This is a genomic window from Geodermatophilus sp. SYSU D00815, from assembly GCF_054050035.1.
The window spans coordinates 1-25,693 of record NZ_JBJGYO010000023.1 but is presented as its reverse complement, the minus strand read 5'-3'; the positions used below and the strand labels follow the sequence as shown (position 1 = coordinate 25,693).

Here is a 25,693-nt window from a genome sequence, read left to right as displayed (position 1 = left end):
GGCTACGCCGGGATCGGGAAGACGAGCAGGGAGCTCGACGCCGTCGCCACCGCGCGGCCCTGCGCGTCGAGCACCTCACCCTCCGCGAACGCCACCCGGCGCCCGGGCTTGACCACGGTGCCGACGGCGGTGAGCGGGGCGCTGGTGGCGTGCACCGCGCGCAGGTAGTTCACCTTGAGCTCGATCGAGGTGTAGCCCGTGCCCTGCGGCAGCGTCGTGTGCACCGCGCAGCCGAGCACGGAGTCCAGCAGCGTGCAGACGACGCCGCCGTGGACGACGCCGATCGGGTTGTAGACCGATTCGTCGAGGTCGCAGCGGAACTCGACGCGGCCCTCGGCGACGTCGACGAACTCCATCTGCAGCAGCCGGGCGATCGGCGGGGGCGGCAGGACGCCGTCGCGGATCGCCTGCATGGTCTCCAGGCCCGACCGCTCCAGCGCGCCGGCGGCGGTGAGCATGGGGTCGTGCCAGGTCACCGTGCGCGAGCGCGGCTCGCCCCAGCCGTCCGGTGCGGTGCCCTCGGCGGCGAGCTCAGCGGTCACGGACGTCGTCCTCCTCGGTGGGCAGGCCGGACAGCAGCCGGCCGGCGGGGGTGAGCACGCGCTCGGCGCGCGAGCCGGTCACGGGTTCGCCGCAGGTGCGGCACACCCACTCCGCGTCGATCACGTGGTCCTCGTGGCCGGCGGGGGCGTGGTGCAGCTCCACCGGCGGTTCCTCGGTGAGCCACCGGTTGCCCCACTGCAGGAGGGCCTGCAGCACCGGCAGCAGGTCGCGCCCGGCGGCCGTGAGGTGGTAGCCCGAGCGCGGGGGAGCGGTGCTGTACGGGCGCCGCTCCAGGACTCCGGCGTCGACCAGCGCCGACAGCCGCGCCGAGAGCCGGTCGCGCGGCGCACCGGTGCCGCGGGCGATCTCGCCGAAGCGGTGGTTGCCGAGCGACACCTCGCGGACCACCAGCAGCGCCCAGCGCTCGCCGACCAGCTCGAGGGAGGCCGCGATGGGGCAGGGCCGGCCGGGGAGCGTGTCGAACGCGAAGGGCTGCACCACGCGCCCAGGTTTGCACATCAAACCGACGCGGCGCCACGCAGCACGGCCGAGCCGCGCGAGATCCGCGCAGTGGCGGCCATCAGCCGCTGAGGGCCACCACTGCGCAGATCTCGCGGAGGGACGGCGTCAGCTCTTGGGGCGTGCGCCGGCGCGCAGGGCGCCGAGCAGGTCGTGGTTGAGCCGGGAGATGGTCTCCATCGAGATGCCCTTGGGGCAGGCCGCCGAGCACTCGCCGATGTTGGTGCAGCCGCCGAAGCCCTCCCGGTCCTGCTGGGCGACCATGTTGACCACCCGGTCGTTGCGCTCGGGCTGGCCCTGCGGCATCAGGCCGAGGTGGGTCACCTTGGCCGCGGTGAACAGCATCGACGAGCCGTTGGGGCAGGCCGCCACGCACGCGCCGCAGCCGATGCAGGTGGCGGCGTCGAAGGCGGCGTCGGCCGACTTCTTGTCCACCAGGATCGAGTGCGCCTCGGGCGCGGTGCCGGTGGGCGCGCTGATGTAGCCGCCGGCCTGGATGATCCGGTCGAGGGCCCGCCGGTCGACGGCGAGGTCCTTGATCACCGGGAAGGCGCGGGACCGCCACGGCTCGATGACGATCTCGTCGCCGTCGCGGAACGAGCGCATGTGCAGCTGGCAGGTGGTCGTCTGCTCCGGGCCGTGCGCCTGCCCGTTGATCATGACGCCGCACATGCCGCAGATGCCCTCGCGGCAGTCGTGGTCGAAGGCGACCGGGTCGTCGCCGTCGAGGATCAGCTTCTCGTTGAGGACGTCGAGCATCTCCAGGAACGACATGTCCGGGGAGATGTCGGAGACCTGGTAGGTCACCAGCTTGCCCTTGACCGACGGGCCCTTCTGCCGCCAGATCTTCAGGGTCAGGTTCATGGTCCGCCGCTCGGTGTGCGGGCCGGGGGCCGTCATCGTCACTTGTAGCTCCGCTGCGCGAGGTGGACGTACTCGTACTCGAGGTTCTCCCGGTGCAGGACCGGCGGCTGGCCGTCGGGCGTCCACTCCCAGGCGGCGACGTAGGCGAAGTTCTCGTCGTCGCGCAGCGCCTCGCCCTCGGGGGTCTGGCTCTCCGCGCGGAAGTGGCCGCCGCAGCTCTCGTTGCGGTGGAGGGCGTCGATGCACATCAGCTCGGCCAGCTCGATGAAGTCGGCCACGCGGCCGGCGTGCTCGAGGTTCTGGTTGAACGAGCTCCAGTCGCCGACGACCTTGACGTTGGTCCAGAACTCCTGCTTGATCTCGGGGATCCGGTCCAGCGCCTTGCGCAGGCTCTCCTCGGAGCGCTCCATGCCGCACAGGTCCCACATCAGCCGGCCCAGCTCGCGGTGGAACGAGGCCACGCTGCGGTTGCCGTCGATGGTGAGCAGCTTGTGGATCTGCGCCTTCACGCCGTCGACCGCCTCGACGGCGGCCGGGTGGCTCTCGTCGACCTTCGGGAACGGCGCGCCGGAGAGGTAGTCGCTGATCGTCGCCGGCAGCACGAAGTAGCCGTCGGCCAGGCCCTGCATGAGGGCGCTGGCGCCGAGCCGGTTGGCGCCGTGGTCGGAGAAGTTGGCCTCGCCGATCACGAACAGGCCCGGGATGGTCGACTGCAGGTCGTAGTCCACCCACAGGCCGCCCATCGTGTAGTGCACGGCCGGGTAGATCCGCATCGGGACCTCGTACGGGTCCTCGCCCGTGATCCGGGCGTACATGTCGAAGAGGTTGCCGTACTTGGCCTCGATCGCCTTGCGGCCCAGCCGCTGCATCGCCTCGCCGAAGTCGAGGTAGACGCCCAGGCCGTTCGGACCGACGCCGCGGCCCTCGTCGCAGACGTTCTTCGCCTGCCGGGAGGCGATGTCGCGGGGGACCAGGTTGCCGAACGACGGGTAGATGCGCTCGAGGTAGTAGTCGCGCTCGTCCTCGGGGATCTGCCGCGGGTCGCGGGTGTCGCCGCGCTCCTTGGGCACCCACACGCGACCGTCGTTGCGCAGCGACTCGCTCATCAGCGTCAGCTTCGACTGGTAGTCGCCGCTGACGGGGATGCACGTCGGGTGGATCTGCGTGTAGCAGGGGTTGGCGAAGTACGCCCCCCGCTTGTGCGCCCGCCAGATCGCCGTCGCGTTGGAGCCCTTGGCGTTGGTGGACAGGTAGAAGACGTTGCCGTAGCCGCCGGTGGCCAGCACCACGGCGTCGCCGAAGTGGGTGCTGATCTCGCCGGTGACCAGGTCGCGGGCGACGATGCCGCGGGCCCGACCGTCGACGACGACCAGGTCGAGCATCTCGGTGCGCGCGTGCTGCTCGACGTTGCCGGCCGCGATCTGCCGCTCCAGCGCCTGGTAGGCGCCGTAGAGGAGCTGCTGGCCCGTCTGGCCGCGGGCGTAGAAGGTGCGCGAGACCTGCGCGCCACCGAAGGACCGGTTGTCGAGCAGGCCGCCGTACTCGCGGGCGAAGGGCACGCCCTGCGCGACGCACTGGTCGATGATGTTGACGCTGACCTCGGCGAGGCGGTGCACGTTGCTCTCGCGGGAGCGGAAGTCGCCGCCCTTGACCGTGTCGTAGAACAGCCGGTGGACGCTGTCGCCGTCGTTGCGGTAGTTCTTCGCGGCGTTGATGCCGCCCTGCGCGGCGACGCTGTGCGCGCGGCGCGGGCTGTCCTGGTACCAGAACGACTTGACCTTGTAGCCCTGCTCGCCGAGCGTGGCGGCGGCCGAGCCGCCGGCCAGCCCGGTGCCGACGACGATGATCGTCATCTTGCGCCGGTTGGCCGGGTTGACCAGCTTGCCGCGGAAGCGGCGCTCGCTCCAGCGCTCGTTGATCGGGACGTCGGTGGGTGCCTTGGTGTCGGCGATCGGGTCGCCGACGGTGAAGAGGTCGAGAGGCATGGAGTTCCTTAGTCGACGATCCCGAAGAGGATGGCGAAGGGGACGAGCAGGTACCCGCCGATGAGCAGCACCGAGAAGCCGAGCGCGAAGAGGTTGACGGTCTTCTCGCGGCGCTTGTTGCTCTGCCCCAGGGTCTGCGTGGCGCTCCAGATCCCGTGCCGCAGGTGCATCCCGACCAGGATCAGCGTGATCGTGTAGACGGCGGTGACGATCGGGTTCTGGAAGCCCTCCACGAGCCGCTCGTAGGGCGTGGAGTCGCGCCCGGCGGGGTTCGCCACCCCGACCGTGAGGTCGAGGATGTGGTAGACGATGAACAGCGCGATGATCACGCCGCCCCAGCGCATCGTGCGCGACGCGTAGCTCTGGGCGGCCGCCTTCTTGACCGCGTACCGCTCGGGCCGCGCCAGGCGCGCCTGCTTCCACAGCGAGATCGCCGCCCACATGTGCGCGACCACCGCCAGCACCAGGCCGACCTCGATCAGCGTGAGGACGGTCCGCGGCGGCAGGGCCGGTTCACCGAAGGTCCGCAGCCAGTGCGAGTAGTGGTTGAAGGACTCGGCCCCCTGGAACGCGTGCAGGTTGCCGATCATGTGCGCGATCAGGAACAGCACCATGACGATGCCGCTGACGGCCATGATGATCTTTTTCGCGACCGAGTTCGTCTTGGCCGCCTTCGGGGTCCGTCGTTGGCCCGCGGAAGTCACCGTCACCACAAGCCACCACGCTAAGCCGCACCGAAGGTTGCGGCCATGTCAACACGAGGTGATCACGCTCTCGTAAGGGCACCCTTACCCGGGTCCGGCCGTTAGGGTTCGACCGGCCCCTGCCGTCCCGGGGGCCGTGGGGAGGACACCGGTCATGACCACACCGACCCGCGGCTTCTTCGGCCGCCGCCGCGAGCGCGATCCGCGGCTGCCTCCCGGTCAGTACGACGTCGGCCGCGACTGGCCGGTGCTCACCGCCGAGCCGACCCCGCGCATCGCCCCGGAGACGTGGACCATCACCGTCGACGGCCGGGTCGCCACCCCGACGACCTGGACCTGGGACGAGGCGCACGCCCTGCCGCGCTCGGAGTACCGCGGCGACATCCACTGCGTCACCACCTGGTCGAAGTTCGACACCTGGTTCGCCGGGGTCAGCGTCGACACCCTGCTCGAGGCCGCGCAGCCCACCGAGGACGCGCACTTCGTCATGGCGACGTCCAAGACCGGCTACACCACCAACCTGCCGCTGGAGGACGTCACCGGCGGCAAGGCGTGGGTGGTGTGGGAGTACGACGGCGGGCCGCTGCCGGTGGAGCACGGCGGCCCGGTGCGGCTGCTCGTGCCGCACCTGTACTTCTGGAAGAGCGCCAAGTGGATCTCCAAGCTGACGCTGCTGACCCGCGACCAGCCGGGCTTCTGGGAGCAGAACGGCTACCACGACCGCGGCGACCCATGGCGCGAGCAGCGCTACCAGGGTGACTGAGCTCGCGACCCGCCCGTCGGCCCCCGCGGGGGGCTGGCGGACGGCCACCGTCGCCACGGTGCGCCACCCGATCCCGCGCACGGTGGAGCTGCGCCTCGACGTCCCCGACCGGGTGGAGCACCTGGCCGGCCAGCACTACGTGGTCCGGCTCACCGCGCCCGACGGCTACCGGGCCCAGCGCTCCTACTCGGTGGCGTCGGCGCCCGGGGACGCGCTGGTGGAGCTGTTCGTGGAGCGGCTCGACGACGGCGAGGTGTCCACCTACCTGGCCGACGTCGTCGAGCCCGGCGACCGGCTGGAGGTGCGCGGGCCCATCGGCGGCTGGTTCGTCTGGGACGGCGAGTCACCGGCGCTGCTGGTCGGCGGCGGCACCGGCGTCGTCCCGTTCCTCGCGATGCTGCGCCACGCCGTCCGGCTGGGGCGCACCGACCTGCTGCGCATCGCCGTGTCCAGCCGGACGCTGGTCGAGCTGCCCTACGCCATGGAGCTCATGGACGCCGGGGCGCTCATCGTGCTGACCCGGGAGCCCTACGGCGACCGGGCCGCCGCCCGGCTGATGGCCGACGAGCTGCGGGCGCTGTGGGAGCCCGGCCGGACGGCGTACGTCTGCGGCTCGGCCCGCTTCGCCGAGGCGGCCAGCCAGCTGCTGCTCGACGTCGGCGTGCCCGACCACGACATCCGGGTGGAGCGCTTCGGACCCAGCGGCTGACCGATGAGTCCCGGGCGCCGGCCCGGTCGGAAGCCGTATGCCCTTCGAGGACATGCCCTTCGAGGACGTGGCACGGCTGCTGCAGGCGCAGGTGGACGCCGGCCGGTTCCCCGGCTGCGTCGCCGCGATCCGGCACCGCGGGGCGACCGAGGTGATCGCGGTGGGGCGCACGGCGGTCGACGGCGGCAGCCCCATGGCGCCGGGCACGCTGTTCCGGCTGGCCTCGGTGACCAAGCCCTTCGCCGGCGCGCTGACGCTCGCGCTGGCCGAGCACGGGGTCCTGGGCCTCGACGACGCGGTCGCCCGGTGGCTGCCCGAGCTGGCGGAGCCGCGGGTGACCGCGCGCCGGGGGGGACCGCTGGACGACACCGTCCCGGCCGAGCGGCCGATCACCGTCCGGCACCTGCTCACCAACACCGCCGGCCTGGGCTGGGCGCCCGACATCGGGCCGCTGGCCGACGCGATGGACGAGCGCGGCGTGGGGCCGAGCGGCTTCCCGCCCGAGCTGGCGCCGGACGAGTACCTCGGGCGGCTCGCTGAGCTGCCGCTGTCCGGGCAGCCGGGGGAGGTCTGGAACTACCACACCTGCAGCGACGTGCTGTCCGTCCTGCTGGCCCGCGCGACCGGCCGGTCGGTGGGCGAGCTGCTCGCCGAGCGGGTCACCGGACCCCTGGGGCTGGCCGGCACCGCCTTCCGGGCGGTGGACCCCGCGCGGCTCGCGGTCCAGTACTGGCCGCAGGAGGGCGGGCTCGAGGAGATCGACGGCCGGGACGGCGTCTTCTCCCGGGAGCCGCGGTTCGAGAGCCTGGCCGCCGGCCTGGTGAGCACCGCGCCCGACGTGCTCGCGTTCCTCTGCGCGGTGGCCGACGGCGGCGGGCCGGTGCTGAGCGCGGCGTCCGCGGCCGCGATGACCCGCGACGCGCTCACCCCGCAGCAGCGGGCGCCGGTGCAGGACTTCCTCGGCGCCGGCCGCTCGTGGGGGCTGCACGTGAGCGTCGACGTCGAGGCCGTGCAGCCGTGGCGCACCCCCGGCCGGTGGGGCTGGGACGGCGGCACCGGCACCTCGGCCTGGGTGGACCCGGCGCGCGACCTGGCCGCGGTGCTGCTCACCCAGCGGATGTGGCTCGGCGAGGAGGACGAGCCGACCGCGTTCTGGGCGGCCGTGCACGACTGCCTCTAGCTGCCCGCCGGCCGCCGGCGTGCGCACGCGAGCGGTGTCCGGCTGAGGGGACACCGCTCCCGCGCGCCTCCGGGCGCGGACCTCCTCAGGAGAACCCGCGCACGAAGCGGGCCTGCCCCGGCGTCTCCACCGCCCGCCGGTCGTAGCGGGCCCGCACCCAGGCCACGGCGTCGGCGGCGGGGACGCCGTCGAGCACGGCGAGGCAGGCCAGCGCGGTGCCGGTGCGGCCCCGCCCGCCGCCGCAGGCCAGCTCGACGCGCTGACCGGCGGCGCGGCCCAGCGCCTCCTCGAGGGCCGCGCGCAGCGCGTCCGGGTCGCGCGGCAGCCGGAAGTCGGGCCAGCGCACCCACACCGAGTCCCAGGCCGGCGGCTCCGGCGCCCGGCCGAGCAGGTACACGCCGAACTCCGGGAGCGGCCCGTCCGGCGCCGGCCGGCGCACGCCGCGCCCGCGCACCAGGCGGCCGGAGGGCAGCCGCACCACGCCGGGCGCCGCCGGGTCCCAGCCGCTCACGCCAGCGGGTCCCGCCCGCCGACCGTGCCGGCGGCGTCCAGCAGCGCGAAGCGGGCGAACAGCTCCTCGGCGTACCAGCGCTCCCGCGCGGTCCGGGTGATCGCGGCCGCGTGCGCCGGCCGGTCGTAGGCGAAGGAGTTCAGCGCGGCGGCCGACTCCCACACGCTGAAGGTCCCCTGCAGCCCGAGCGGCGCCTCCCCGATGCCCAGGGCGAGGCGCAGCCCGGGGCCGGCGTGCAGGTCGGCCGACACCGGCGGCACGGCGCGCCAGAACGTCACCGCCTTGCGCGGTACCAGCCGGGCGCGGGTGACGGCGGCGACCGGGCCGTCCCACCGCCGGGGCGACGGCGCGCCGAACGGCTCGCGCCCCGACCACCGGCCGCGGGCGGCCAGCGGCCGCAGGCGGGCCCGCCACTCCTCCTCGGCCAGCCGCCGCCAGCCGGTCACGACGGCGCCGCGGTCGAAGGCGTCGGCCGCGGCGTCGTCGTCCCAGACCGCCAGCGCCGCCCACCGGCGCGGGTCGGAGTCGCGCACCGTGAAGGTGCGCCCGCTGCCGGTGCCGAGCAGCTTGGCGAAGCGCAGGCCGGGGGAGCGGCGCAGCGGCCGGCGGTCGGTCGCCATGCGCGCGACCGCTGCGGGGACCGCACGCCCCGGCACACCCCACACGTGCAGGGTCACCACCGGCTCGCCGCTCACCCGGCCGAGGTTATGCGCCGACCACCTGCTGCAGCGCCGCGCAGGCCTCCCGCTCCACGGGGACGACGGCCGTGGCGAGCTCGGCGATCGCGTCCAGCCGGGCCGCCCGGTCGGCCTCGCCGGAGTACCCGTCGGCGATCAGGTCGGCCGCCTCCTGCGCCAGCGCGCGGATCTCCTCGACCCGGTCGGGCGTCCCCAGCAGCGCCGTCCGCCGGGCCCACAGGTCGCGGTAGGGGGCCAGCGGCCCCGCGACCGCCTCCTCGGCGATCCGGCGCCACAGCCGGCCGGCGTCGGCGTACCGCGCCGCCGCCTCCCGCAGGGCCGGCTCGTCGAGCAGGTCGGCCGCCGTCGCGAGGAACGCGGCGTAGAGGGGCCGGGTGGCGCCCGGGGAGGAGTACTCGGCGGTGAGGCAGTCGTGCAGCCGGTGCATCGCCGAGTGGAACGCGGGCCGGCTGTCGAACAGCCGGGCCCAGCCGGTCCGCCGGCGGTGGTCGGCGACGGCGTCGGCCCACTTGGCCAGCCCGCGCAGGCCGAAGTTGCCCGCGAAGTTGCCGGGCACCACGTCCTCGGTCAGGTCGTGCACGGTCACGGCGAGCGCCGCCCGGACCGCCGGGGCGAGGTCCACCGGGTCCGACGGCTCGACGACGACCATCCGGTGCCTGCTCTGCCGGTGCCCGGCCCGCGCCCCGGCGAACGCGTCGGCCGCCATCTCGACCGGCACCCCCAGGGCGTCGTCGAGCAGCACGTCGCCGTCCCGGCGGCCGAGGACGACGACGTCGTGCGGCGAGGCGCCCGGCAGGTCGACCACCCACCGGCGGTGCGCCAGCGCGGCCAGGTCGACGGTGCAGATCGGTGTGCGCCCGGCGGCGAGGGCGGCGTCGAGCTCCCGCCCCGCCTTGGCCGGGCTCGTCGTCTCCACCACGCGGTGCGCGATCCCGGCCCGCTCCAGCGCCCCGGCGACGAACGGCCGCGGGTGGACCCGCGGCACGATCGTCATCGTCGGCAGCTGCCCGGCGTAGCTGAACGAGAAGTACATGAACCCGATGCCGCCGGCGAGGCCGGCCACCACCGGCTCGGTCAGCGGCCGGCCGTCCCGGTCGGCCACGCCGGCCGCCGCCAGCACGCGCGTCAGCAGCAGCGCGTCGTGCTCGGAGCCGGGGTCGTGCGCGGAGCCGGGGCCGGGCTCGGCCGCCCCGGCCACGTGACGGCGGGCGGCGCTGTACCGCTCGCCGGTGCGCTCCATGCGCGCGCGCACGAGGTCCTTGAGGTGCTTCTGGCGGGTCATCGCTGCTCCCTCGGCGGCAGGGGTCCGTCGACCCCACGCGTCGAGCGGACCCGGCCGCGGCGAAGAAGTGGGCACCGCCGGTTCCAGGTCGCCCCGAGGACATCGATCCCCTTTGCCCTCGCGAGTGCCGGCGGCGTGGGCGACCGGTCAGAGGGTGCGGCGGGGGGCCCGCCGCGGTGGACCGTACCGCACGCGGGCCGCGCGGGGAGGCGTGCCCGTGCGCCACCCGGGTACCGCAGCGCCGTGACGACGTACGACACCCGGGCGGAGCTCGGCGCTTCGGACGCACCGGCCGAGGACGAGGTGTCGCAGGCCTTCGAGACCATCGTCAGCGAGGGCGCCCAGCGGCTGCACCGCACCTGGCGCGAGGTGCTGGCCACCGGCCTCGCCGGCGGCCTCGAGGTGGCCACCGGCGTGCTCGCCCTGCTGGCGGTGCTCGCCGAGACCGGCAGCCACCTGCTCGCCGGGCTGGCCTTCAGCATCGGCTTCGTGGCGCTGCTGCTGGCCCGCAGCGAGCTGTTCACGGAGGGCTTCCTCGTGCCGGTGACGGCGGTGGTGGCCAAGCGGGCCTCCTGGGCCCAGCTCGGCAAGCTCTGGGGCGGCACGCTCGTCGCCAACCTGGCCGGTGGCTGGGTGGTGATGTGGCTGATCATGACCGCGTTCCCGCAGCTGGCGCCGACGGCGGTCGAGTCGGCGGTCACGTTCGTCGACGCCCCGCTGGACCCGCGCGCGGTCTGCCTGGCCCTGCTCGCCGGCAGCACGCTGACCCTGATGACCCGCATGCAGCACGGGACGACGTCCGACCCGGCGAAGATCGTGGCCGCGGTCGCCGGCGCCTTCGTGCTCGCCGGGTTGTCGCTGTTCCACTCCATCCTCGACTCGCTGATCATCTTCGGCGCGCTGCACACCGGCGCCCCGTTCGGCTACGCCGACTGGCTGGGCTGGTTCTGGTACACCGCGCTGCTGAACATGGCCGGCGGGCTGCTGGTGGTGACCTTCCTGCGGCTGCTGCGCAGCAAGGAGCTCATCCAGCGCGAGCGGGCGGCCGTGACGAACGGCGGCTGACGGCCGCGCCTCCGCGGTCGCGCGGCCCCGGCTGGCGATGCTGGTCGGGTGATCGAGCTCGACGGGCTGACCAAGCGCTTCCGCGCGCGGGTGGCCGTCGACGACCTCACGGTGCGCATCGAGCCCGGCCGCGTCACCGGCTTCCTGGGCCCCAACGGCTCGGGCAAGACGACGACGATGCGCTGCGTCGTCGGCCTGACCCGGCCCACCGCGGGGACGGCGACGGTCCTCGGCGTGCCCTACCGCGAGCTCGACGCGCCGATGCGGCGGGTCGGGGCGCTGGTCGACCCGCGCGCCCGGCACCCGCGGCGGACGGCGTCGGCGCACCTGCGGGCGCTGGCGCAGAGCAACCGGCTGCCGCGGTCCCGCGCCGACGAGGTGCTCGAGCTGGTCGGCCTGGCCGACGTCGCCGACGAGAAGGTCGGCGGCTTCTCCCTCGGCATGGGCCAGCGGCTGGGCATCGGCGCGGCGCTGCTCGGCGACCCCGACGTCCTGCTGCTCGACGAGCCGGTCAACGGCCTGGACCCGGAGGGCATCCGCTGGGTGCGCGAGCTGCTGCGCGACCTCGCCGCCGAGGGGCGCACGGTGCTGGTCTCCAGCCACCTGATGAGCGAGATGGAGGACACCGCCGACCACCTCGTCGTCGTCGGACGCGGTCGGCTGCTCGCCGACGTGCCGATCGACGAGCTGCTCGGCGCCCGCGCGGCCGTGCGGGTCCGCACCCCCGCCGCCCGGCTGCTGGCAGCGGCGCTCGAACGCGCCGGCGCGCGGGTCGAGCCCGGGGACGACGGCGCGCTCCTGGTGACCGGGCTGGCGCCGGCCGCGGTGGGCGACGTCGCCTTCGCCGCCGGCGTGCCGGTGCACGAGCTCACCCGCGTCACCGCGTCGCTGGAGGCCGCGTACCTGGCGCTGACCGGCGACGACGTCGAGTACCGGGCGGCCGCCCGGTGAGCCTGCTCGCGTCCGAGTGGACCAAGCTGCGGTCGCTGGCCTCCACCTGGTGGTGCGCCGGGGTGTACGCCGTCGTCGTCCTCCCGCTGGGCCTGCTCGGTGCGGCGATCACCGACGACGCCCCCCGCGCCGACTTCGCGGTGGCCGTCGCGCTCACCGGCTTCGGCTTCGGCCAGCTCGTGCTCGTCGTCCTCGGCGTGCTGACCGGGGCGGGAGAGTTCACCTCGGGGTCGGCGGTGTCGTCGTTCACCGCCGTCCCGCGCCGGACGCGGCTGCTCCTGGCGAAGACGGCCGTCGTGGCGCTGTTCGCGGCGGCGCTGACGGTGCTGCTCGAGGTCGGCTGCGTGTTCGCGGCGCGGACGCTCACGACGGTGCCCGGCGGCGTCCCGCTGCTCGACCCCGGCGTCCTGCGCGCGCTGGGGCTGCAGGTGGCCTGCGCGGCGCTGGTCGTCGTCCTCTCCGTCGCCCTCGGGACGGCGCTGCGGTCCAGCGCCGGCGGGATCGGGCTGGGCACCGCCCTGGTGTTCCTGCTCCCGCCGATCCTGGCCGCCGAGGGCGGCCGGGTGACCGCGTGGCTCAGCCAGGCGCTGCCCGCGCTGCGGGTGGGCGAGGACGCGTTCCTGGCCGGGGCGGCGGCGTGGCCGCTCGGCGTCGCCGTCCTCGCGGTGTGGGGGGTCGGTGCCTGGGCGCTCGCCGCCGTCCTGCTGGAGCGGCGCGACGTCTAGCCCCGGGCGGCCCGCCGGACCGCCGCGACGTAGCGGTCCAGCGCGGCGGACTGCACCGCCCGGCTGACCGGTCCGCCGAGCCGGGCCAGCGGGCTCGCCAGCCGGGAGAACACCCGGGTGGTGAAGACGACCTCGCCCCGGGGGCGGCGGGTGACCACGAAGGCCTCCTCGCCGCTCTCGGGGTGCCCGGGCAGGGTGCCGTAGCCGAAGCCCTGCTCGTCGCCGTCGGTGCGCGCCCAGACGACGCGGCACGGGATGTCGTAGCCGAGGCGGGGCGGCCCGGCGGTGAGGACGACGACGGTGCCGACCTCCCGCGGGGACCCGCTCGCCCGGACGCGCAGCCCGAGCCCCTTCTGCATGCGCCAGTCGAAGACGGCGGCGACGGCCCGCTCGAAGGCGACGGGCCCGTGCCCCACGACCGCCTCGCGGACGCCGTGCGCGTAGCCGGCGGGCAGCACGCCGTCCCGCGTCGCACCCACCTCGGCGTAGGTCAGCGGCGCGGCGGCGAGCCGGTGGAGGTCGGCGGCGCGGAACAGGCCCACGGGGTCAGCCTCCCTGCCGGTAACGTCCTGCGCACTGTGCTGCCCGCCGTCACCGCCACCCGCTACGTCACCCCGCTGCGCGAGGGTGGCTCGCTGCCGGGGCTCATGGAGGCCGACGACCTGGGCACCTACGTGGTCAAGTGGCGGGCGGCCGGCCAGGGGGTGAAGGTCCTCGTCGCCGAGGTGGTCTGCGGCGAGCTCGCCCGCGCCCTCGGCCTGCCGGTGCCCGCGCTGGTGACGGTCGACGTCGCCGCCGAGCTGGCGGTGGGCGAGCCCGACTTCGAGGTGCAGGAGCTCATGCAGCGCTCCGCGGGGCGCAACCTCGGCCTGGACTACCTGCCCGGGGCGCTGGACTTCGAGGCCGGCGTCGCCTCGGTCGAGCCCGGGCTGGCCGGGCGGGTGCTGTGGTTCGACGCGCTCGTCGGAAACGTCGACCGCTCGTGGCGCAACCCCAACATGCTGTTCTGGCACGGCGGGCTGTACCTGATCGACCACGGCGCCGCGCTCACCTTCCACCACCACTGGCCCGGCGCCGGTGCCGCCGTCGCCCGCCCGTACGACGCGGGCCAGCACGCGCTCGTCGAGTGCGCGCCGGACGTCGTCGCGGCCGACGCCGCGCTGGCGCCGCGGGTGACCCGCCCCCTGCTCGACGAGGTGCTGGCGCAGGTGCCCGACGAGTGGCTGGAGGGTCCCTCGCCGGACGAGCCGCCGTCCGCCGTCCGGGAGCGGTACGCGGTGCAGCTGCTGGACCGGCTGGCCGCCCGCGACGACTGGCTGCCGGGGCTGGTGGCCGCGGCCGCCGCCGGGGGCGCCGGGCGGCGCCGGGCACCGCGCGGGGAGAACCGGCCGGGTTGGCTGGGCCCGCCGCCGCCCGAGGGGGTGACGCAGCGGTGAGGGACACGTTCGAGTACGCCGTCCTGCGGGTGGTGCCGCGCGTCGAGCGGGGCGAGGCGCTCAACGCCGGCGTCCTGGTCTACTGCCGGCAGCGGGACTACCTCGGCTCGCGGGTGCACCTCGACCTCGACCGGCTGCGCGCGCTCGACCCGACGGCCGACGCCGAGGCGATCGGCCGGGCGCTGCAGGCCGCAGCCGACGTCTGCGCGGCCGACCCGGTCGCCGGCGCGGCCGGCCGCGAGGCCCTCGGCTCGCGGTTCCGCTGGCTCACCGCCCCGCGCAGCACCGTCGTCCAGCCCGGCCCGGTGCACACCGGGCTGACCGAGGACCCGGACGCCGAGGCCGACCGGTTGCTGCGGCTGCTGGTGCTGCCTGTGGACGCCCCGTCCGCCCAGGCAGCGCACACCCGCCGCACAGGTCACTAGGGCTTCACCTCGCGGCCACCTGCCCCCGGCGGCCGTCTGCCTAGGGTCCGAAGGCCCTGTGTCACCTGTCCGAAGGACCCTGATGACGGACATCCGCGAGCCCCGGCGTCGCCTCCTCCCCGTGCTGAACTCGCTGCGCCACGGCAGCCGCAGCCACACCACCTGCTTCTACAAGTGCGGGAACGCCTGCGACGCGCCCGTGCCGAACCGGACCGACAACCCCACCTTCGCCGCCGTCGTCGAGACCGCCTTCAGCCGGCGCAACCTGCTGAAGGCCGCCGGCGCGAGCGCGCTGGTCGTGGCGGCCGGCCCGGTCGGCGTCGCGGCCGCCGACGACCGCCGGGGCGGGCGCGGCCGAGGCGGTGGGCGGCCCGACGGGGCGCTGACGTTCCAGCCGGTGGAGCAGGACCTGCTCGACGACGTCGTCGTCCCGGCGGGCTACACGTACTCGGTCGTCCTGCGCTGGGGTGACCCGGTCGAGCGGGACGCACCGGAGTTCGACATCGACGCCCAGACCCCCGAGGCCCAGGCCAAGCAGTTCGGCTACAACTGCGACTTCATCGGCTTCCTGCCCCTGGACGGGGGGAAGGCGCTGCTCGTCGTCAACCACGAGTACACCGACGAGCAGCTCATGTTCTCGGGGGTGGCGGAGGAGGGCGCGCCGACCACCCCTGAGCAGAAGCGCATCGCGATCATGGCCCACGGCATCTCGGTGGTTCAGATCGAGCGGGACGGCCGGTCGGCGCTGTGGCGGCCCAGCGGCCAGCGCGACCGCAACCGGCGGATCACCGGTGAGACGCCCTTCCGGCTCACCGGCCCCGCCGCCGGCTCGGAGTACCTGATCACCAGCGAGGACCCCGAGGGCCGGACCGTGCGGGGCACGCTGAACAACTGCGCCGGTGGCCTCACCCCGTGGGGGACGACCCTGCACGGCGAGGAGAACTTCAACCAGTACTTCGGCACCACGGTGCCGCTCGAGGAGGACCCGCGCGAGCCGCGCCTCAGCCGGTACGGCGTCAGCGCGGAGGACGCCGCCACGCGGGGCTGGGAGGAGGTCGACCGCCGCTTCGACGTGTCGCAGGAGCCGAACGAGATCAACCGGTTCGGCTGGATCGTCGAGGTGGACCCCTACGACCCCACCTCGACCCCGCGCAAGCACACCGCCCTCGGTCGCTTCAAGCACGAGGCGGCCAACGTCCGGATCAGCCAGGACGGCCGGGTCGTCGCCTACTCCGGCGACGACGAGCGGTTCGACTACATCTACAAGTTCGTCTCGAGGAAGAAGTACGCGCAGGGGAACGACCGGCGCACCCGCGAGCACAACATGACCCTGCTCGAGGAGGGCGACCTCTACGTCGCCCGTTTCACCGGCGACTCGCCGGCCGCCGGGATCGACGGCAGCGGCCGGCTCCCCGCGGACGGCGAGTTCGACGGCACCGGCCGCTGGATCCCGCTGGTCCGGGACGGGCGGTCGATGATCCCGGGCAAGGACGTCGCGTGGGTGCTCACCTTCACCCGGCTGGCCGCCGACCGGCTCGGCAAGCAGCTCGACGCGAACGGCGACTTCCCCGACCCGGACAACCCGGTCGTGGTGGACGAGAGCCTGCTGCCGACCAAGATGGACCGGCCCGAGGACATCCAGGTCAACCCGGTCACCGGACGGGTCTACGCGGCGCTGACCAACAACTCCAACCGGACCGGCGCCGACGGCCGGCCGGGCGCCGACGAGGCCAACCCGCTGACCCGCTCGTTCGCCTTCGACATCGAGGACGGCACCTACGAGCAGCGGGCGGGGAACCGCAACGGCCACGTCATCGAGTGGGAGGAACGGGGCAACGTCGCCGGGGAGAAGTTCGACTGGCGGATCTTCCTCCTCGCCGGCGACCCCGAAGACCCCGGCACCTACTTCGCCGGCTACGACAAGTCGCAGGTCAGCGCCATGTCGTGCCCGGACAACCTGGAGTTCGACCCGGCCGGCAACCTGTGGATCTCCACCGACGGCAACGTGCTGTCCACCCGCAACCAGGAGGCCGGCACGTTCGCCGGCACCAACGACGGGCTCTTCGCCGTCCCGACCGAGGGGCCCGAGCGCGGTCACCTCAAGGCGTTCCTGACCGTCCCCGTCGGCGCGGAGTGCAGCGGACCGGAGATCACCGACGACGGCCGGTCGGTGTTCGTGTCGGTCCAGCACCCCGGTGAGACCACCGGGTCGACCCGGGACACCCCGTCGAGCGTCTGGCCCGACCGCCTGCCGGTGCGGCCGTTCCCGCGACCCAGCGTCGTGGTGGCCTACCGCCAGGACGGCGGCCGCCTGGGCAGCTGACCGTCCGCACCCGACCGCCCGCGCCGGGTCCCGCACCGCGGGGCCCGGCGCGGCGCCGTCCCGGCCGGAGCCGTCGGACGGCGGGTGTAGACCCCGGGCATGCAGATCGCCGCCGTGGGTGTGTGCGCCACCGACCTGTCCCGGGCCGTCGCCTTCTACGAGCTCCTCGGCTTCTCGTTCCCGCCGGTCGAGGCGGACACCCAGCACCTCGAGGCCGAGGCGGGCATCCGGCTGATGATCGACAGCGCCGCGCTGATCGAGGGCATGTTCGGCGAGGAGCCGCGGGCGGGGAACACCTCGGCGTTCGCGGTGCTGTGCGACTCCCCGGCGCAAGTCGACGAGGTGGCCGGCCGGGTGCGGGACGCCGGGCACACCGTCCACCTGGAGCCGTTCGACGCCCCGTGGGGGCAGCGCTACGCGACCGTGGCCGACCCCGACGGCTACCGTGTCGACCTGTTCTGCCCGCTCTCCTAGGAGCCGGGCAGCAGGGCGTCGATCCGGCGGGCGAGCTCGAGGTCGTTCGCCGTCACGCCGCCGGCCGAGTGGGTGACCAGGTGCAGGTGCAGCGTGCGCCAGCGCAGGTCGACGTCGGGGTGGTGGTCGAGCTCCTCGGCGACGTCGGCGACGGCGCCGATCGCGGCGACGGCGTCCCGGAAGCTCGGCAGCTCCACGGTGCGGTGGATCCCCTCGCCGTCACCGGACCACAGCGGCAGGTCGGCGAGGGCGGCCGACAGCTCGTCGGGGGAGAGGCGCGGAGGACGGGCCATGCGGTGATCCTGCCGTGCCGGACGGGCCTCGTTCCAGGGACCCGCGGTCGCGGGGGGAGCTCCTCCGTCAGGTGTGCAGGCCGCACTCCACCTTGTTCCGGCCGGCCCAGCGCCCGGCGCGGGCGTCCTCGCCCGGCGCCACCGGCCGGGTGCAGGGCGCGCAGCCGATCGAGCCGTAGCCGAGCTCGAACAGCGGGTTCACCGGCACCTGGTGGCGCTCGACGTAGGCGTCGACGTCGTCCTGGGTCCAGGCGGCGATCGGGTTGACCTTGACCATGCCGCGCTTGGCGTCCCAGTCGACCAGCCGGGTGCCGGCACGGGTGGGGGACTCGTCGCGGCGGATGCCCGAGCCCCAGGCCGCGAAGCCGGCCAGCGTGGCGGCCAGCGGCTGCACCTTGCGCAGCGAGCAGCACAGGTCGGGGTCGCGGTCGTGCAGCTTCGCCCCGTGCTCGGCGTCCTGCTCCGCGACGGTCTGCGGCGGGGTGACGTTGACCAGGGTGATGGGCAGCGCGCTGGCGATCCAGTCCCGGGTGCCGATGGTCTCGGCGAAGTGGTAGCCGGTGTCGAGGAAGACCACGCGGACGCCGGGGATCGCGGTGCTGGCCAGGTGGGCGAGCAGACCGTCGGCCATCGAGGAGGTGATCGCGAAGTCGTCGCCGAAGGTCTCACCGGCCCAGGCGAGCACGGCGAGGGCCTGCTCCACGGGGTCGGCGATGTCCTCGAAGCGGGCGTTCGCCTCGGCGGCCAGTTCCGGGCTGGGCCGGACGGCGGTCGTCACTCGTTCACTCCCGTCGCGATCAGTCGAACCGTGAAGGCGCGCAGGCAGGCCGCGCAGCGCCAGCCGTCCGAGGTGTCCCCGTACGGCGAGATCTCCTCGTCGCCGCAGTACGGGCAGTGGAACGGCGGGAGCTGGCGGGTCCGCCCGCCCGGCGCCTCCTCCGTCACAGCGAGCCCGTCACAGCAGCCAGGCCTCGTCGGCGCGCGCGACGTACGCGGCGAAGCTCTCGCCGGGCTCGCGCCGCTCCTCGAAGCCGCGCAGCACGCGCTCGCAGTAGTCCGCCGTCTCGGCCTTGGTCACCTTGTGCCCGCGGAACTTGCGGCCGAACGCGGCCTCGACGCCGAGGTGGCCGCCCAGGTGCACCTGGAAGCCCTCGACCATCTCGCCGTTGTCGTCGCGGACCATGGAGCCCTTGAAGCCGATGTCGGCCGTCTGGAACCGGGCGCAGGAGTTGGGGCAGCCGTTGACGTTGATGGAGATCGGGGTGTCGAACCCCGGCAGCCGCTTCTCCAGCTCGGCGTAGAGGTCCTGGGCGTGCTGCTTGGTCTCGACGATGGCGAGCTTGCAGAACTCCAGGCCGGTGCAGGCCATGGTGCCGCGGCGGAAGGCGCTCGGGCGCACCTGCAGGTCGAGCGCGGCGAGGGCCTCGACGAGCGGCTCCACGTTCTCGTCGGGGACGTCGAGGACGACCAGCTTCTGCTGCGCCGTCGTGCGGATCCGGCCCCGGCCGAAGGTGTCCGCGAGCTCGGCGACCCGGGCGAGCAGGCTGCCGCTGATCCGGCCGGTGCGCAGCGCGAAGCCGAGCGCGTTGGCGCCGTCCTTCTGCTTCATCACGCCGACGTGGTCGCGCTCGTCGTGCTTCGGCGGCGCGGCGGCCGGGCCGTCGGGGAGCTCCTGGTGCAGGTACTCGTCCTGCAGCACCTGGCGGAACTTCTCCGGGCCCCAGTCGGCCATCAGGAACTTGATCCGCGCGCGGTTGCGCGACCGGCGGTAGCCGTAGTCGCGGAAGATCGCGGTGCAGGCCGCCCACACGTCGCTGACCTGCTCGGGCCGGACGAAGACGCCGATCCGCTGGGCCAGCATGGGGTTGGTGGACAGGCCGCCGCCGACCCACAGGTCGAAGCCGGCCCGGCCGTCGGCGTCGCGCACGCCCACGAAGGAGACGTCGTTGATCTCGTGGCCGGTGCAGTGGTCCGCGCAGCCGGAGATCGACGTCTTCCACTTGCGCGGCAGGTTGGAGAACTCGCGGCTGCCGACGTACTTGTCGACCGTCTCCGCCAGGTACGGGGTCGCGTCGAGCACCTCGTCCTCGAGGATCCCGGCCAGCGGGCAGCCGAGCATCACGCGCGGGGTGTCACCGCAGGCCTCGGTCGTGCCCAGCCCGACGGCCTCGAGCCGCCGCCAGATCTCGGGCACGTCCTCGATGCGGATCCAGTGCAGCTGCACGTTCTGCCGGTCGGTGACGTCGGCGACGTCGCGGCCGAACTCCGTGCTGATCCCGGCGATGACGCGCAGCTGCTCGCTGGTCAGCTGCCCGCCGTCGATGCGGACCCGCAGCATGAAGTACGGGTCCTCGAGCTCCTCGGGCTCCAGGACGGCGGTCTTGCCGCCGGGGATGCCGGGACGGCGCTGGGTGTAGAGCCCCATCCACCGCATCCGGCCGCGCAGGTCGGTCGGGTCGATGCCGTCGAACCCGGTGTGCGCGTAGATGTCGAGGATGCGCTGACGGACGTCGAGGCCGTCGGAGTCCTTCTTGAACCGCTCGTTCGGGTTCAGCGGCTCGCGGTAGCCGAGCGCCCACTGGCCCTGGCCGCGCTCGGGCCGCTTGCTGGTGCGGGGAGGGGTGGTCACGTGGGAGCTTCCTTCTGCGCCCGTCCGCGCACGGGGCAGCCGCCCGGGCGGGGGAGGGCGCTGTGGCCGGAGGGTGCAGCCGCGTCGCTGCGGGATGAGGACCGGTGTCAGCGCGCGGCGCGACACACGGCGCTGGACACCAGCGCCAGGTCGATGTGCAGACGCGCGACGAGGAGGGCGCCACGGTCCGTCATGCGCTCCATGGTGTCACACTCCCGCCGTCCGGGCCGTGTGGCTCAGCTCACCCGGCCATGGCCCGGCGGATGCGGGCCACGGACTCCTCCAGCGGCGTCACGCTCGTGTCGATGGTCACGTCCGCGCGCTCGGGGACCTCGTACGGGTCGCTGACGCCGGTGAAGTGCGGGAGCTCGCCGGCCCGCGCCTTCGCGTACAGCCCCTTGACGTCCCGCTGCTCGGCCACCTCCAGCGGTGTCGACACGTGCACGAGCAGGAAGCGGCCGTGCTCCTCCACCAGCTTGCGGGCCTCCTCGCGCGCCTGCTCGTACGGCGCGATGGCGGCGACGACGACCGTGCCGCCGTGCTTGACCACCTCGCCGGCGACGAAGCCGATGCGGCGGATGTTGAGGTCGCGGTGCTCGCGGCTGAACGTCAGCTCGCTGGACAGGTGGGTGCGCACGACGTCGCCGTCCAGCAGCGTGACCGGGACGCCGTCCTGCGCGAGGTCGGCGACGAGCGCGTCGGCGATGGTCGACTTGCCGGCCCCGGACAGGCCGGTGAGGAACACGGTGGTGCCGCGGCTCGACATGCCGCCCAGTGTCCCCGACGCGCCGCGGGCCCCCGTCAGCGGTCGGCCGGGTCGTCGCCGAACGACCGCCAGGCGCTCTCCAGCGCGATGAGCTCCGCGACGTGGCCGGGGAACTTGCCGGCCACGACGTCGGCCAGGGTGACGTCGTCGAGCACCTGCCGGTAGGCCTCCCGCGCGGCGACCCAGACGCTGGCCAGGGGCGCGGCCGGCCCCGGGTACTCGAGCAGCTCGGGCCGCTCGCCGTGCACGTCGGCGAGGAACCCCTGCTCCACGCGCATCACGCGGGCCACCGAGATCTCCGACGGCGGCAGCGCCAGCCGGTACCCGCCCTCGCGGCCGCGCTGGCTGGTGACCAGCCGGGCGTGCTGCAGGTCGCCGAGGATGGCCTGCAGGAACCGGCTCGGGATGCCCTGCGAGGTCGCGATGCGGTCGCAGGTCAGGGCCTCCGGCGCCACCGCGGCCAGCTCGAGGGCGGCGCGGACGGCGTAGTCGACCCGGGCGGTGATGCGCACGGTGCCCATCCTGCCGGGTCTGGGAAGGTCGAGCGGTGCACCAGCTGCGTTTCACCACTCTGGTGGAGGCGCCGCTGACGGTCGCCTTCGACGTCGCGCGGGCGCTCGGCCGCCCCTGGCGCGGCCCGCTGGAGGAGGTCGTGTCGGTGCGGCCGGAGCGCGACGTGTACGCCGTGCGCCGGGGGCGCGGCTGGATCACCCACTCGCGCCGCTTCTCCGCCACGGGGGCCGGCACGCTCGTCGACGAGCAGGTCGACTGGGAGACGGGGCTGCCCGGGGTGCTCGGCGGCCTCGTCGACCAGCTGCTGCTGCGCCGGCGCGTGCTGCGGGCGATGCAGTCCCACCTCGACCTCTACGCCGCCGCGGCCGCGCGCCGGGCGCTCGAGGTTGTCCAGGTGGTCGGCGCGGCGGTCGTCGACGGCGACCGGGTGCTGGTGGCCCAGCGGGCCGGCGGACCCTACGCCGGCCGCTGGGAGTTCCCCGGCGGCAAGGTCGAGCCGGGGGAGTCCGACCTCTCGGCGCTGGTGCGGGAGCTCCGCGAGGAGCTCGGCGTCGACGTCGTCCCCCAGGCGTTCGTGGGGGAGGTGCTGCTCGACGGCGTCGTCGCCGGCGGGGAGCCCGGCGCCTCGACGCTGCGCGTGTGGTGGGCCCGGGTGAGCGGCGGCGGCGAGCCGGTCGCCCACGAGCACGCCGAGCTGCGGTGGGTGCGCGCCGGGGAGCTGGACGCCCTCGACTGGATCCCGGCCGACCGCCCGCTGCTCCCGGCGGTCCGTGCGCTGCTGACCCGGCTGGAGCGCTGACGCCGCGACGCCTCCCCGGCGGCCCGCCGATGCCCTACCGTGCCGGCTACCCGTGCGCGGGACGCCGAGGAGAGGCCCATGGCGCGCAGGCTCGTGGCAGCGCTGGCGCTGCTCGTCGCCGTCCTGGTCCAGGCGGCGCTGCTCCCGGCCGCGGTCGGCACGGGCTCCCCCGGCACGTGGGCGGCGTGGGCCCTGGTGGTGGGCGGGGGCGTCGTCGCGGGGTTGCTGGCCGCCCGCGGCGACCGGCGCAGCTGGGGGCGCGCCGGGGCGCTGGCCACGGGCCTGCTCGCCCTCGTGCTGCTCGTGCACGTCGGCGGCCTCCCCGGTCGGCCGGCGCGGCCCTGGGACCCGCTCGCCGGCGTCTCGGTCGCCGCGGCCGCCGTCGCCGGACTGCTCTGGCTGGGCCGGCGCCGCGACGGCGGGCGGGCCCTGGCCCTGCGCGCGGGGGCCGTCGCGGCCGCCGCCCTGGTGGTCGCGGTGCTCGTCCCGTTCGGGGGCGCGCCGTCGAACGCGGGCGCGCCGGGACCGGCCGGTCACGAGCACGCCGGCCACGAGCCGTCCGGCCCGGCGCGGCCCGCGGTGCCACCGCTCGCGGCGGCGACCCTCGAGGAGCAGCTCGCTGCCGCCCGTGCCGCCGCCACCCGGTGGCCGACGCTCGCCGACGCGCGCGCGGACGGCTGGACGCTCGCCGACGACTACATCCCGCGCATCGGCTCGCACTGGATGCGCTACGACCGCATCGACGCGGTCTTCGACCCGGCCGAGCCGGAGATGCTGATGTTCGCGGGCGACCAGCCCGGGGCCGTCCTGGTGGGCCTGACCTACTACGTCGTCCACCAGCCGCCCACCGGCTTCGCCGGGGACCAGGACGTGTGGCACCAGCACCGGGACGTGTGCATCGGTCCCGACGGGCCGCTGTTCGCCGGGGACGGCGTCGGCGTGTGCCGGTCGCCGTGGGACTGGTCGTGGATGCTGCACGCCTGGGTGGTCCCCGGGCACGAGAACCCGGACGGCGTCTTCGCGACGGAGAACCCGCTCGTCTGAGCGCGGGCACGCCGGAGCGCCGCCCCGGGGGCCGGAGCGGCGCTCGGCGGTGGTCCTCAGGCGGACCGGGTCACTTCAGGGCGTCCTTGACCTTGTCGCCCGCCTGCTTGAGGCTGCCCGCGGCCTTGTCCTTCTCGCCCTCGGCCTGCAGGTCGCGGTTGTCGGTGGCGGCGCCCGCCGCGGACTTCGCGCGGCCGGCGAGCTCCTGCGCCTTGTTCTCCATCTTGTCGCTCATCGCGGAGACCTCCTCTGGTCCGTGGGACAGCAGCGCGCATACCCGCAGGTGACGACGCCGACACCCCAACGGAACCGAAAGGTCTGCGGCTGGAGGGCCGGGAGACCGCAACGGGTGTCGTCGGGCGCCTGTTACCGCTGGGTATGTTGTGCGGTCGCGGGACGATCGTGAGCCCAGGTCACAAATCGGTGTCGGTCGTGGACGCCTCTCCGAGGCCGTGCCTACTGTCGCCCCGACGCGCTGCGCAGGCGTCCACCTGCGCTGCGTGGCTACCGAATGAACATCCAGCGCCGGACGGTTGCGCCGCCGGTGCTGGCGACCGGGTCCGTTCCCCCCGCGCGTCGCGGGACGAGGGAGGCATCGCACGTGAAGTTGAGCAAGCGCTCCGCCGCGCTGGTCGCGACCGGCGTGGCCGGCGCGATGGCGCTGACCGCCTGCGGCGGTGGTGACAGTGGCGGCGGCGAGGGCGGCGAAGCCGCGCAGGGTGGTCGCGTGGTCTACGGGGAGTCCACGGACTTCCCCGAGAACCTGTTCCCGAACATCGCCTCGGGCAACGCCACCTCGACGGCCAACATCCTGAGGGGCATCCTGCCGGGCGCCTTCGAGATCCAGCCCGACTTCAGCGTCGTCTACAACGACGACCTGCTCACCGAGGAGCCGACCCTCTCCGACGAGGGGGGCAGCCAGGTCGTCACCTACTCGATCAACCCCGACGCCGTGTGGAGCGACGGGACGCCGATCTCCGCTGACGACTTCGAGTTCACCTGGCGGTCGGGCAAGAGCACCGACCCCGCGGCCGGCGGCTGCCCGTCGCTGCTGTCGACCACCGGGTACGAGAACATCGCCTCGGTCGAGGGCTCCGACGACGGCAAGACCGTCACCGTCACCTACGCGACCCCCTTCGCCGACTGGCAGTCGCTGTTCAGCGGCGACTTCGGCGGCGGGATCCTGCCGGCGCACCTGATGGACAACCCGGACCCGGCGGCGCTCTGCGAGACCATCACCACCGGCTGGCCGATCGCCGAGGGCCTGCCCGAGGACATCTCCGGCGGTCCGTTCCAGCTGCTGCAGGAGAACATCGACGTCGGTGGCCAGATCGTCGTCCTCACCCCGAACCCCGAGTACTGGGGCGAGGCGCCGAACCTGGACCAGCTGATCATCCAGAACATCGGCAACGACCCGACGACCGCGGTCCAGGGCATGCAGAGCGGTGAGCTCGGCGTGATCTACCCGCAGCCGCAGCTCGACCTGGTCGACCAGATCGAGGGCCTCGAGCCGAACGTGGGCAGCGAGATCACCTTCGGTCTGTCGTTCGAGCACCTGGACTTCAACACCCAGGACCCGCACCTGGCCGACCCGAACGTCCGCAAGGCGTTCGCCATGGCGCTCGACCGGCAGGAGATCGTCGACCAGACCGTCGGCCAGTTCTCCTCCGACGCCGAGGTGCTGCAGAACCGCATCTACTTCAACAACCAGCCGCAGTACCAGGACACCGCTCCCGAGGAGTACAAGGAGCAGAACGTCGACCAGGCCAAGGCGCTGCTCGAGCAGTCGGGCTACACCCTGGGTCCGGACGGCGTGTACACCCACCCGCAGCGCGGGCGGCTGGCCATCCAGATCGACACGACCGCGAACAACCCGCTGCGGCAGACCACGATCGAGGTCATGATCCCGCAGCTGGCCGAGGCGGGCATCGAGGCCACCTTCAACGCCAACCCGGACATCTTCGCCGGTGCCGAGCAGCCGACCTCGCTCGAGGCCGGTGGCTTCCAGGCGGCGCTGTTCGCCTGGGTCGGCTCGCCGCTGCGGTCCTCGACCCAGTCGATCTACTGGTCGCCGGCCAACGGCCTCGGCCAGAACTACTCGCGCCAGGGCACGCCGGAGATCGACGCGCTGTTCGAGCAGTTCGTCGCCGAGCCCGACCCCGACGCGCAGGCCGAGCTGGGCAACCAGATCGACGCCCTGCTGTGGGAGGAGGTCGCGACCATCCCGCTGTACCAGAAGCCGACCTTCATCGCGTGGCAGAGCTCCATCGAGGGCGTGGAGGACAACTCCAGCCAGGCCGGTCCGCTCTGGAACGCGGAGACCTGGTCCGTCCAGTGATCCGGCGGGGGGGGGGGGGCGGCGGGCCGGCGCCCCCCCCCCGCCCGCCCCGACCATCTGCCCCACCGACGCCGCGGCGGTCAGCGAGCCGAATCCGCGGTCGCGGTCGCTGCCCAAGTCCAGCCGGGCGACGACGGTCTGCTGGCCCACCATG

General features: G+C 74.3%; 29 protein-coding genes. 13 read left to right on the top strand and 16 right to left on the bottom strand.

The window, feature by feature from the left end; genetic code table 11:
• Positions 1-2: 2 nt before the first annotated feature.
• The 5 genes from ACI78S_RS20030 to ACI78S_RS20010 form a co-directional block, all read right to left on the bottom strand.
• The gene (locus ACI78S_RS20030; RefSeq protein ID WP_456976602.1) at positions 3-542 is read right to left on the bottom strand and encodes a PaaI family thioesterase; all 540 of its coding nucleotides are present in this window, start codon (positions 540-542) and stop codon (positions 3-5) included.
• Positions 532-1,044 (bottom strand): winged helix-turn-helix transcriptional regulator, encoded by a 513-nt coding sequence (locus tag ACI78S_RS20025; protein WP_456976600.1) that lies wholly within the window; start codon positions 1,042-1,044, stop codon positions 532-534. Before ACI78S_RS20025 ends, ACI78S_RS20030 begins: the two co-directional genes overlap by 11 nt.
• Positions 1,045-1,170: 126 nt before the next feature.
• Positions 1,171-1,962, bottom strand: coding sequence for a succinate dehydrogenase/fumarate reductase iron-sulfur subunit (locus ACI78S_RS20020; protein ID WP_456976705.1), 792 nt, complete (start codon positions 1,960-1,962; stop codon positions 1,171-1,173).
• A 2-nt stretch (positions 1,963-1,964) separates the two neighbouring features.
• Entirely contained in the window at positions 1,965-3,911 is a 1,947-nt protein-coding gene (locus tag ACI78S_RS20015; RefSeq protein WP_456976598.1) for a fumarate reductase/succinate dehydrogenase flavoprotein subunit, read from the bottom strand.
• An 8-nt stretch (positions 3,912-3,919) separates the two neighbouring features.
• Positions 3,920-4,615 (bottom strand): succinate dehydrogenase cytochrome b subunit, encoded by a 696-nt coding sequence (locus ACI78S_RS20010; RefSeq protein ID WP_456976703.1) that lies wholly within the window; start codon positions 4,613-4,615, stop codon positions 3,920-3,922.
• 154 nt (positions 4,616-4,769) lie between these two features.
• Between ACI78S_RS20010 and ACI78S_RS20005 the strand changes: the two genes are divergently transcribed.
• From ACI78S_RS20005 to ACI78S_RS19995, 3 genes are read left to right on the top strand one after another with little or no spacing between them, the layout of a single operon-like run.
• Entirely contained in the window at positions 4,770-5,378 is a 609-nt protein-coding gene (locus ACI78S_RS20005) for a sulfite oxidase-like oxidoreductase (RefSeq protein WP_456976596.1), read from the top strand.
• Positions 5,371-6,087, top strand: coding sequence for an FAD-binding oxidoreductase (locus ACI78S_RS20000; protein ID WP_456976594.1), 717 nt, complete (start codon positions 5,371-5,373; stop codon positions 6,085-6,087). The genes ACI78S_RS20005 and ACI78S_RS20000 overlap by 8 nt, the downstream gene beginning before the upstream one ends.
• Positions 6,088-6,139: 52 nt before the next feature.
• Positions 6,140-7,267 (top strand): serine hydrolase domain-containing protein, encoded by a 1,128-nt coding sequence (locus tag ACI78S_RS19995; RefSeq protein WP_456976592.1) that lies wholly within the window; start codon positions 6,140-6,142, stop codon positions 7,265-7,267.
• A gap of 85 nt (positions 7,268-7,352) precedes the next feature.
• On the opposite strand, the gene ACI78S_RS19990 is transcribed toward ACI78S_RS19995, so the two are convergent.
• The 3 genes from ACI78S_RS19990 to ACI78S_RS19980 are packed head-to-tail and all read right to left on the bottom strand — an operon-like array spanning position 7,353 to position 9,758.
• Positions 7,353-7,778, bottom strand: coding sequence for a protein-tyrosine phosphatase family protein (locus ACI78S_RS19990; protein WP_456976590.1), 426 nt, complete (start codon positions 7,776-7,778; stop codon positions 7,353-7,355).
• The gene (locus tag ACI78S_RS19985) at positions 7,775-8,473 is read right to left on the bottom strand and encodes a monooxygenase (RefSeq protein ID WP_456976588.1); all 699 of its coding nucleotides are present in this window, start codon (positions 8,471-8,473) and stop codon (positions 7,775-7,777) included. Before ACI78S_RS19985 ends, ACI78S_RS19990 begins: the two co-directional genes overlap by 4 nt.
• Positions 8,474-8,483: 10 nt before the next feature.
• On the bottom strand, positions 8,484-9,758 hold the full coding sequence (locus ACI78S_RS19980) for a BtrH N-terminal domain-containing protein (RefSeq protein ID WP_456976586.1): 1,275 nt from the start codon (positions 9,756-9,758) through the stop codon (positions 8,484-8,486).
• 243 nt (positions 9,759-10,001) lie between these two features.
• Between ACI78S_RS19980 and ACI78S_RS19975 the strand changes: the two genes are divergently transcribed.
• The 3 genes from ACI78S_RS19975 to ACI78S_RS19965 are packed head-to-tail and all read left to right on the top strand — an operon-like array spanning position 10,002 to position 12,499.
• Positions 10,002-10,823, top strand: coding sequence for a formate/nitrite transporter family protein (locus ACI78S_RS19975; RefSeq protein ID WP_456976584.1), 822 nt, complete (start codon positions 10,002-10,004; stop codon positions 10,821-10,823).
• Positions 10,824-10,871: 48 nt separating this feature from the next.
• Entirely contained in the window at positions 10,872-11,774 is a 903-nt protein-coding gene (locus ACI78S_RS19970; RefSeq protein WP_456976582.1) for an ATP-binding cassette domain-containing protein, read from the top strand.
• On the top strand, positions 11,771-12,499 hold the full coding sequence (locus tag ACI78S_RS19965) for an ABC transporter permease (RefSeq protein WP_456976580.1): 729 nt from the start codon (positions 11,771-11,773) through the stop codon (positions 12,497-12,499). The genes ACI78S_RS19970 and ACI78S_RS19965 overlap by 4 nt, the downstream gene beginning before the upstream one ends.
• Here the strand turns inward: ACI78S_RS19965 and ACI78S_RS19960 are convergent.
• Positions 12,496-13,041 (bottom strand): DUF1990 family protein, encoded by a 546-nt coding sequence (locus ACI78S_RS19960; RefSeq protein ID WP_456976578.1) that lies wholly within the window; start codon positions 13,039-13,041, stop codon positions 12,496-12,498. The two genes, ACI78S_RS19965 and ACI78S_RS19960, sit on opposite strands and share 4 nt — an antisense overlap.
• A 36-nt stretch (positions 13,042-13,077) precedes the next feature.
• Between ACI78S_RS19960 and ACI78S_RS19955 the strand changes: the two genes are divergently transcribed.
• From ACI78S_RS19955 to ACI78S_RS19940, 4 genes are all read left to right on the top strand, one after another.
• Positions 13,078-13,935: a HipA family kinase gene (locus tag ACI78S_RS19955; RefSeq protein WP_456976576.1), complete on the top strand. Its 858-nt coding sequence runs from the start codon at positions 13,078-13,080 to the stop codon at positions 13,933-13,935.
• Complete coding sequence (locus ACI78S_RS19950; RefSeq protein WP_456976574.1) at positions 13,932-14,360, top strand: DUF3037 domain-containing protein; 429 nt, start codon at positions 13,932-13,934, stop codon at positions 14,358-14,360. The genes ACI78S_RS19955 and ACI78S_RS19950 overlap by 4 nt, the downstream gene beginning before the upstream one ends.
• Positions 14,361-14,442: 82 nt before the next feature.
• Positions 14,443-16,683: a PhoX family protein gene (locus ACI78S_RS19945; RefSeq protein WP_456976572.1), complete on the top strand. Its 2,241-nt coding sequence runs from the start codon at positions 14,443-14,445 to the stop codon at positions 16,681-16,683.
• Positions 16,684-16,782: 99 nt separating this feature from the next.
• Entirely contained in the window at positions 16,783-17,157 is a 375-nt protein-coding gene (locus ACI78S_RS19940) for a VOC family protein (protein ID WP_456976570.1), read from the top strand.
• Here the strand turns inward: ACI78S_RS19940 and ACI78S_RS19935 are convergent.
• The 6 genes from ACI78S_RS19935 to ACI78S_RS19910 form a co-directional block, all read right to left on the bottom strand.
• A complete protein-coding gene (locus tag ACI78S_RS19935) occupies positions 17,154-17,450 on the bottom strand; it encodes a 4a-hydroxytetrahydrobiopterin dehydratase (RefSeq protein ID WP_456976568.1) in 297 nt (98 codons plus the stop codon). The two genes, ACI78S_RS19940 and ACI78S_RS19935, sit on opposite strands and share 4 nt — an antisense overlap.
• A 67-nt stretch (positions 17,451-17,517) precedes the next feature.
• Positions 17,518-18,228: a phosphoadenylyl-sulfate reductase gene (locus ACI78S_RS19930; protein WP_456976566.1), complete on the bottom strand. Its 711-nt coding sequence runs from the start codon at positions 18,226-18,228 to the stop codon at positions 17,518-17,520.
• On the bottom strand, positions 18,225-18,395 hold the full coding sequence (locus ACI78S_RS19925) for a hypothetical protein (RefSeq protein WP_456976564.1): 171 nt from the start codon (positions 18,393-18,395) through the stop codon (positions 18,225-18,227). Before ACI78S_RS19925 ends, ACI78S_RS19930 begins: the two co-directional genes overlap by 4 nt.
• Before the next feature lie 10 nt (positions 18,396-18,405).
• On the bottom strand, positions 18,406-20,079 hold the full coding sequence (locus tag ACI78S_RS19920; RefSeq protein ID WP_456976562.1) for a nitrite/sulfite reductase: 1,674 nt from the start codon (positions 20,077-20,079) through the stop codon (positions 18,406-18,408).
• 241 nt (positions 20,080-20,320) lie between these two features.
• Complete coding sequence (gene cysC / locus ACI78S_RS19915; RefSeq protein ID WP_456976560.1) at positions 20,321-20,845, bottom strand: adenylyl-sulfate kinase; 525 nt, start codon at positions 20,843-20,845, stop codon at positions 20,321-20,323.
• Positions 20,846-20,880: 35 nt separating this feature from the next.
• On the bottom strand, positions 20,881-21,366 hold the full coding sequence (locus ACI78S_RS19910; RefSeq protein WP_456976558.1) for an RrF2 family transcriptional regulator: 486 nt from the start codon (positions 21,364-21,366) through the stop codon (positions 20,881-20,883).
• Positions 21,367-21,392: 26 nt separating this feature from the next.
• Here ACI78S_RS19910 and ACI78S_RS19905 point away from each other — a divergent pair, with 26 nt between their 5' ends.
• Both ACI78S_RS19905 and ACI78S_RS19900 read left to right on the top strand, forming a co-directional pair.
• Complete coding sequence (locus tag ACI78S_RS19905; RefSeq protein WP_456976556.1) at positions 21,393-22,157, top strand: (deoxy)nucleoside triphosphate pyrophosphohydrolase; 765 nt, start codon at positions 21,393-21,395, stop codon at positions 22,155-22,157.
• Between the two features lie 78 nt (positions 22,158-22,235).
• On the top strand, positions 22,236-23,201 hold the full coding sequence (locus ACI78S_RS19900) for a hypothetical protein (RefSeq protein WP_456976554.1): 966 nt from the start codon (positions 22,236-22,238) through the stop codon (positions 23,199-23,201).
• Positions 23,202-23,271: 70 nt separating this feature from the next.
• Here the strand turns inward: ACI78S_RS19900 and ACI78S_RS19895 are convergent, their stop codons facing one another.
• Complete coding sequence (locus ACI78S_RS19895) at positions 23,272-23,436, bottom strand: CsbD family protein (RefSeq protein ID WP_456976552.1); 165 nt, start codon at positions 23,434-23,436, stop codon at positions 23,272-23,274.
• Between the two features lie 366 nt (positions 23,437-23,802).
• On the opposite strand from ACI78S_RS19895, the gene ACI78S_RS19890 reads away from it, so the two are divergent.
• Positions 23,803-25,539 (top strand): ABC transporter family substrate-binding protein, encoded by a 1,737-nt coding sequence (locus tag ACI78S_RS19890; protein ID WP_456976550.1) that lies wholly within the window; start codon positions 23,803-23,805, stop codon positions 25,537-25,539.
• The last annotated feature ends 154 nt before the right edge of the window (positions 25,540-25,693 follow it).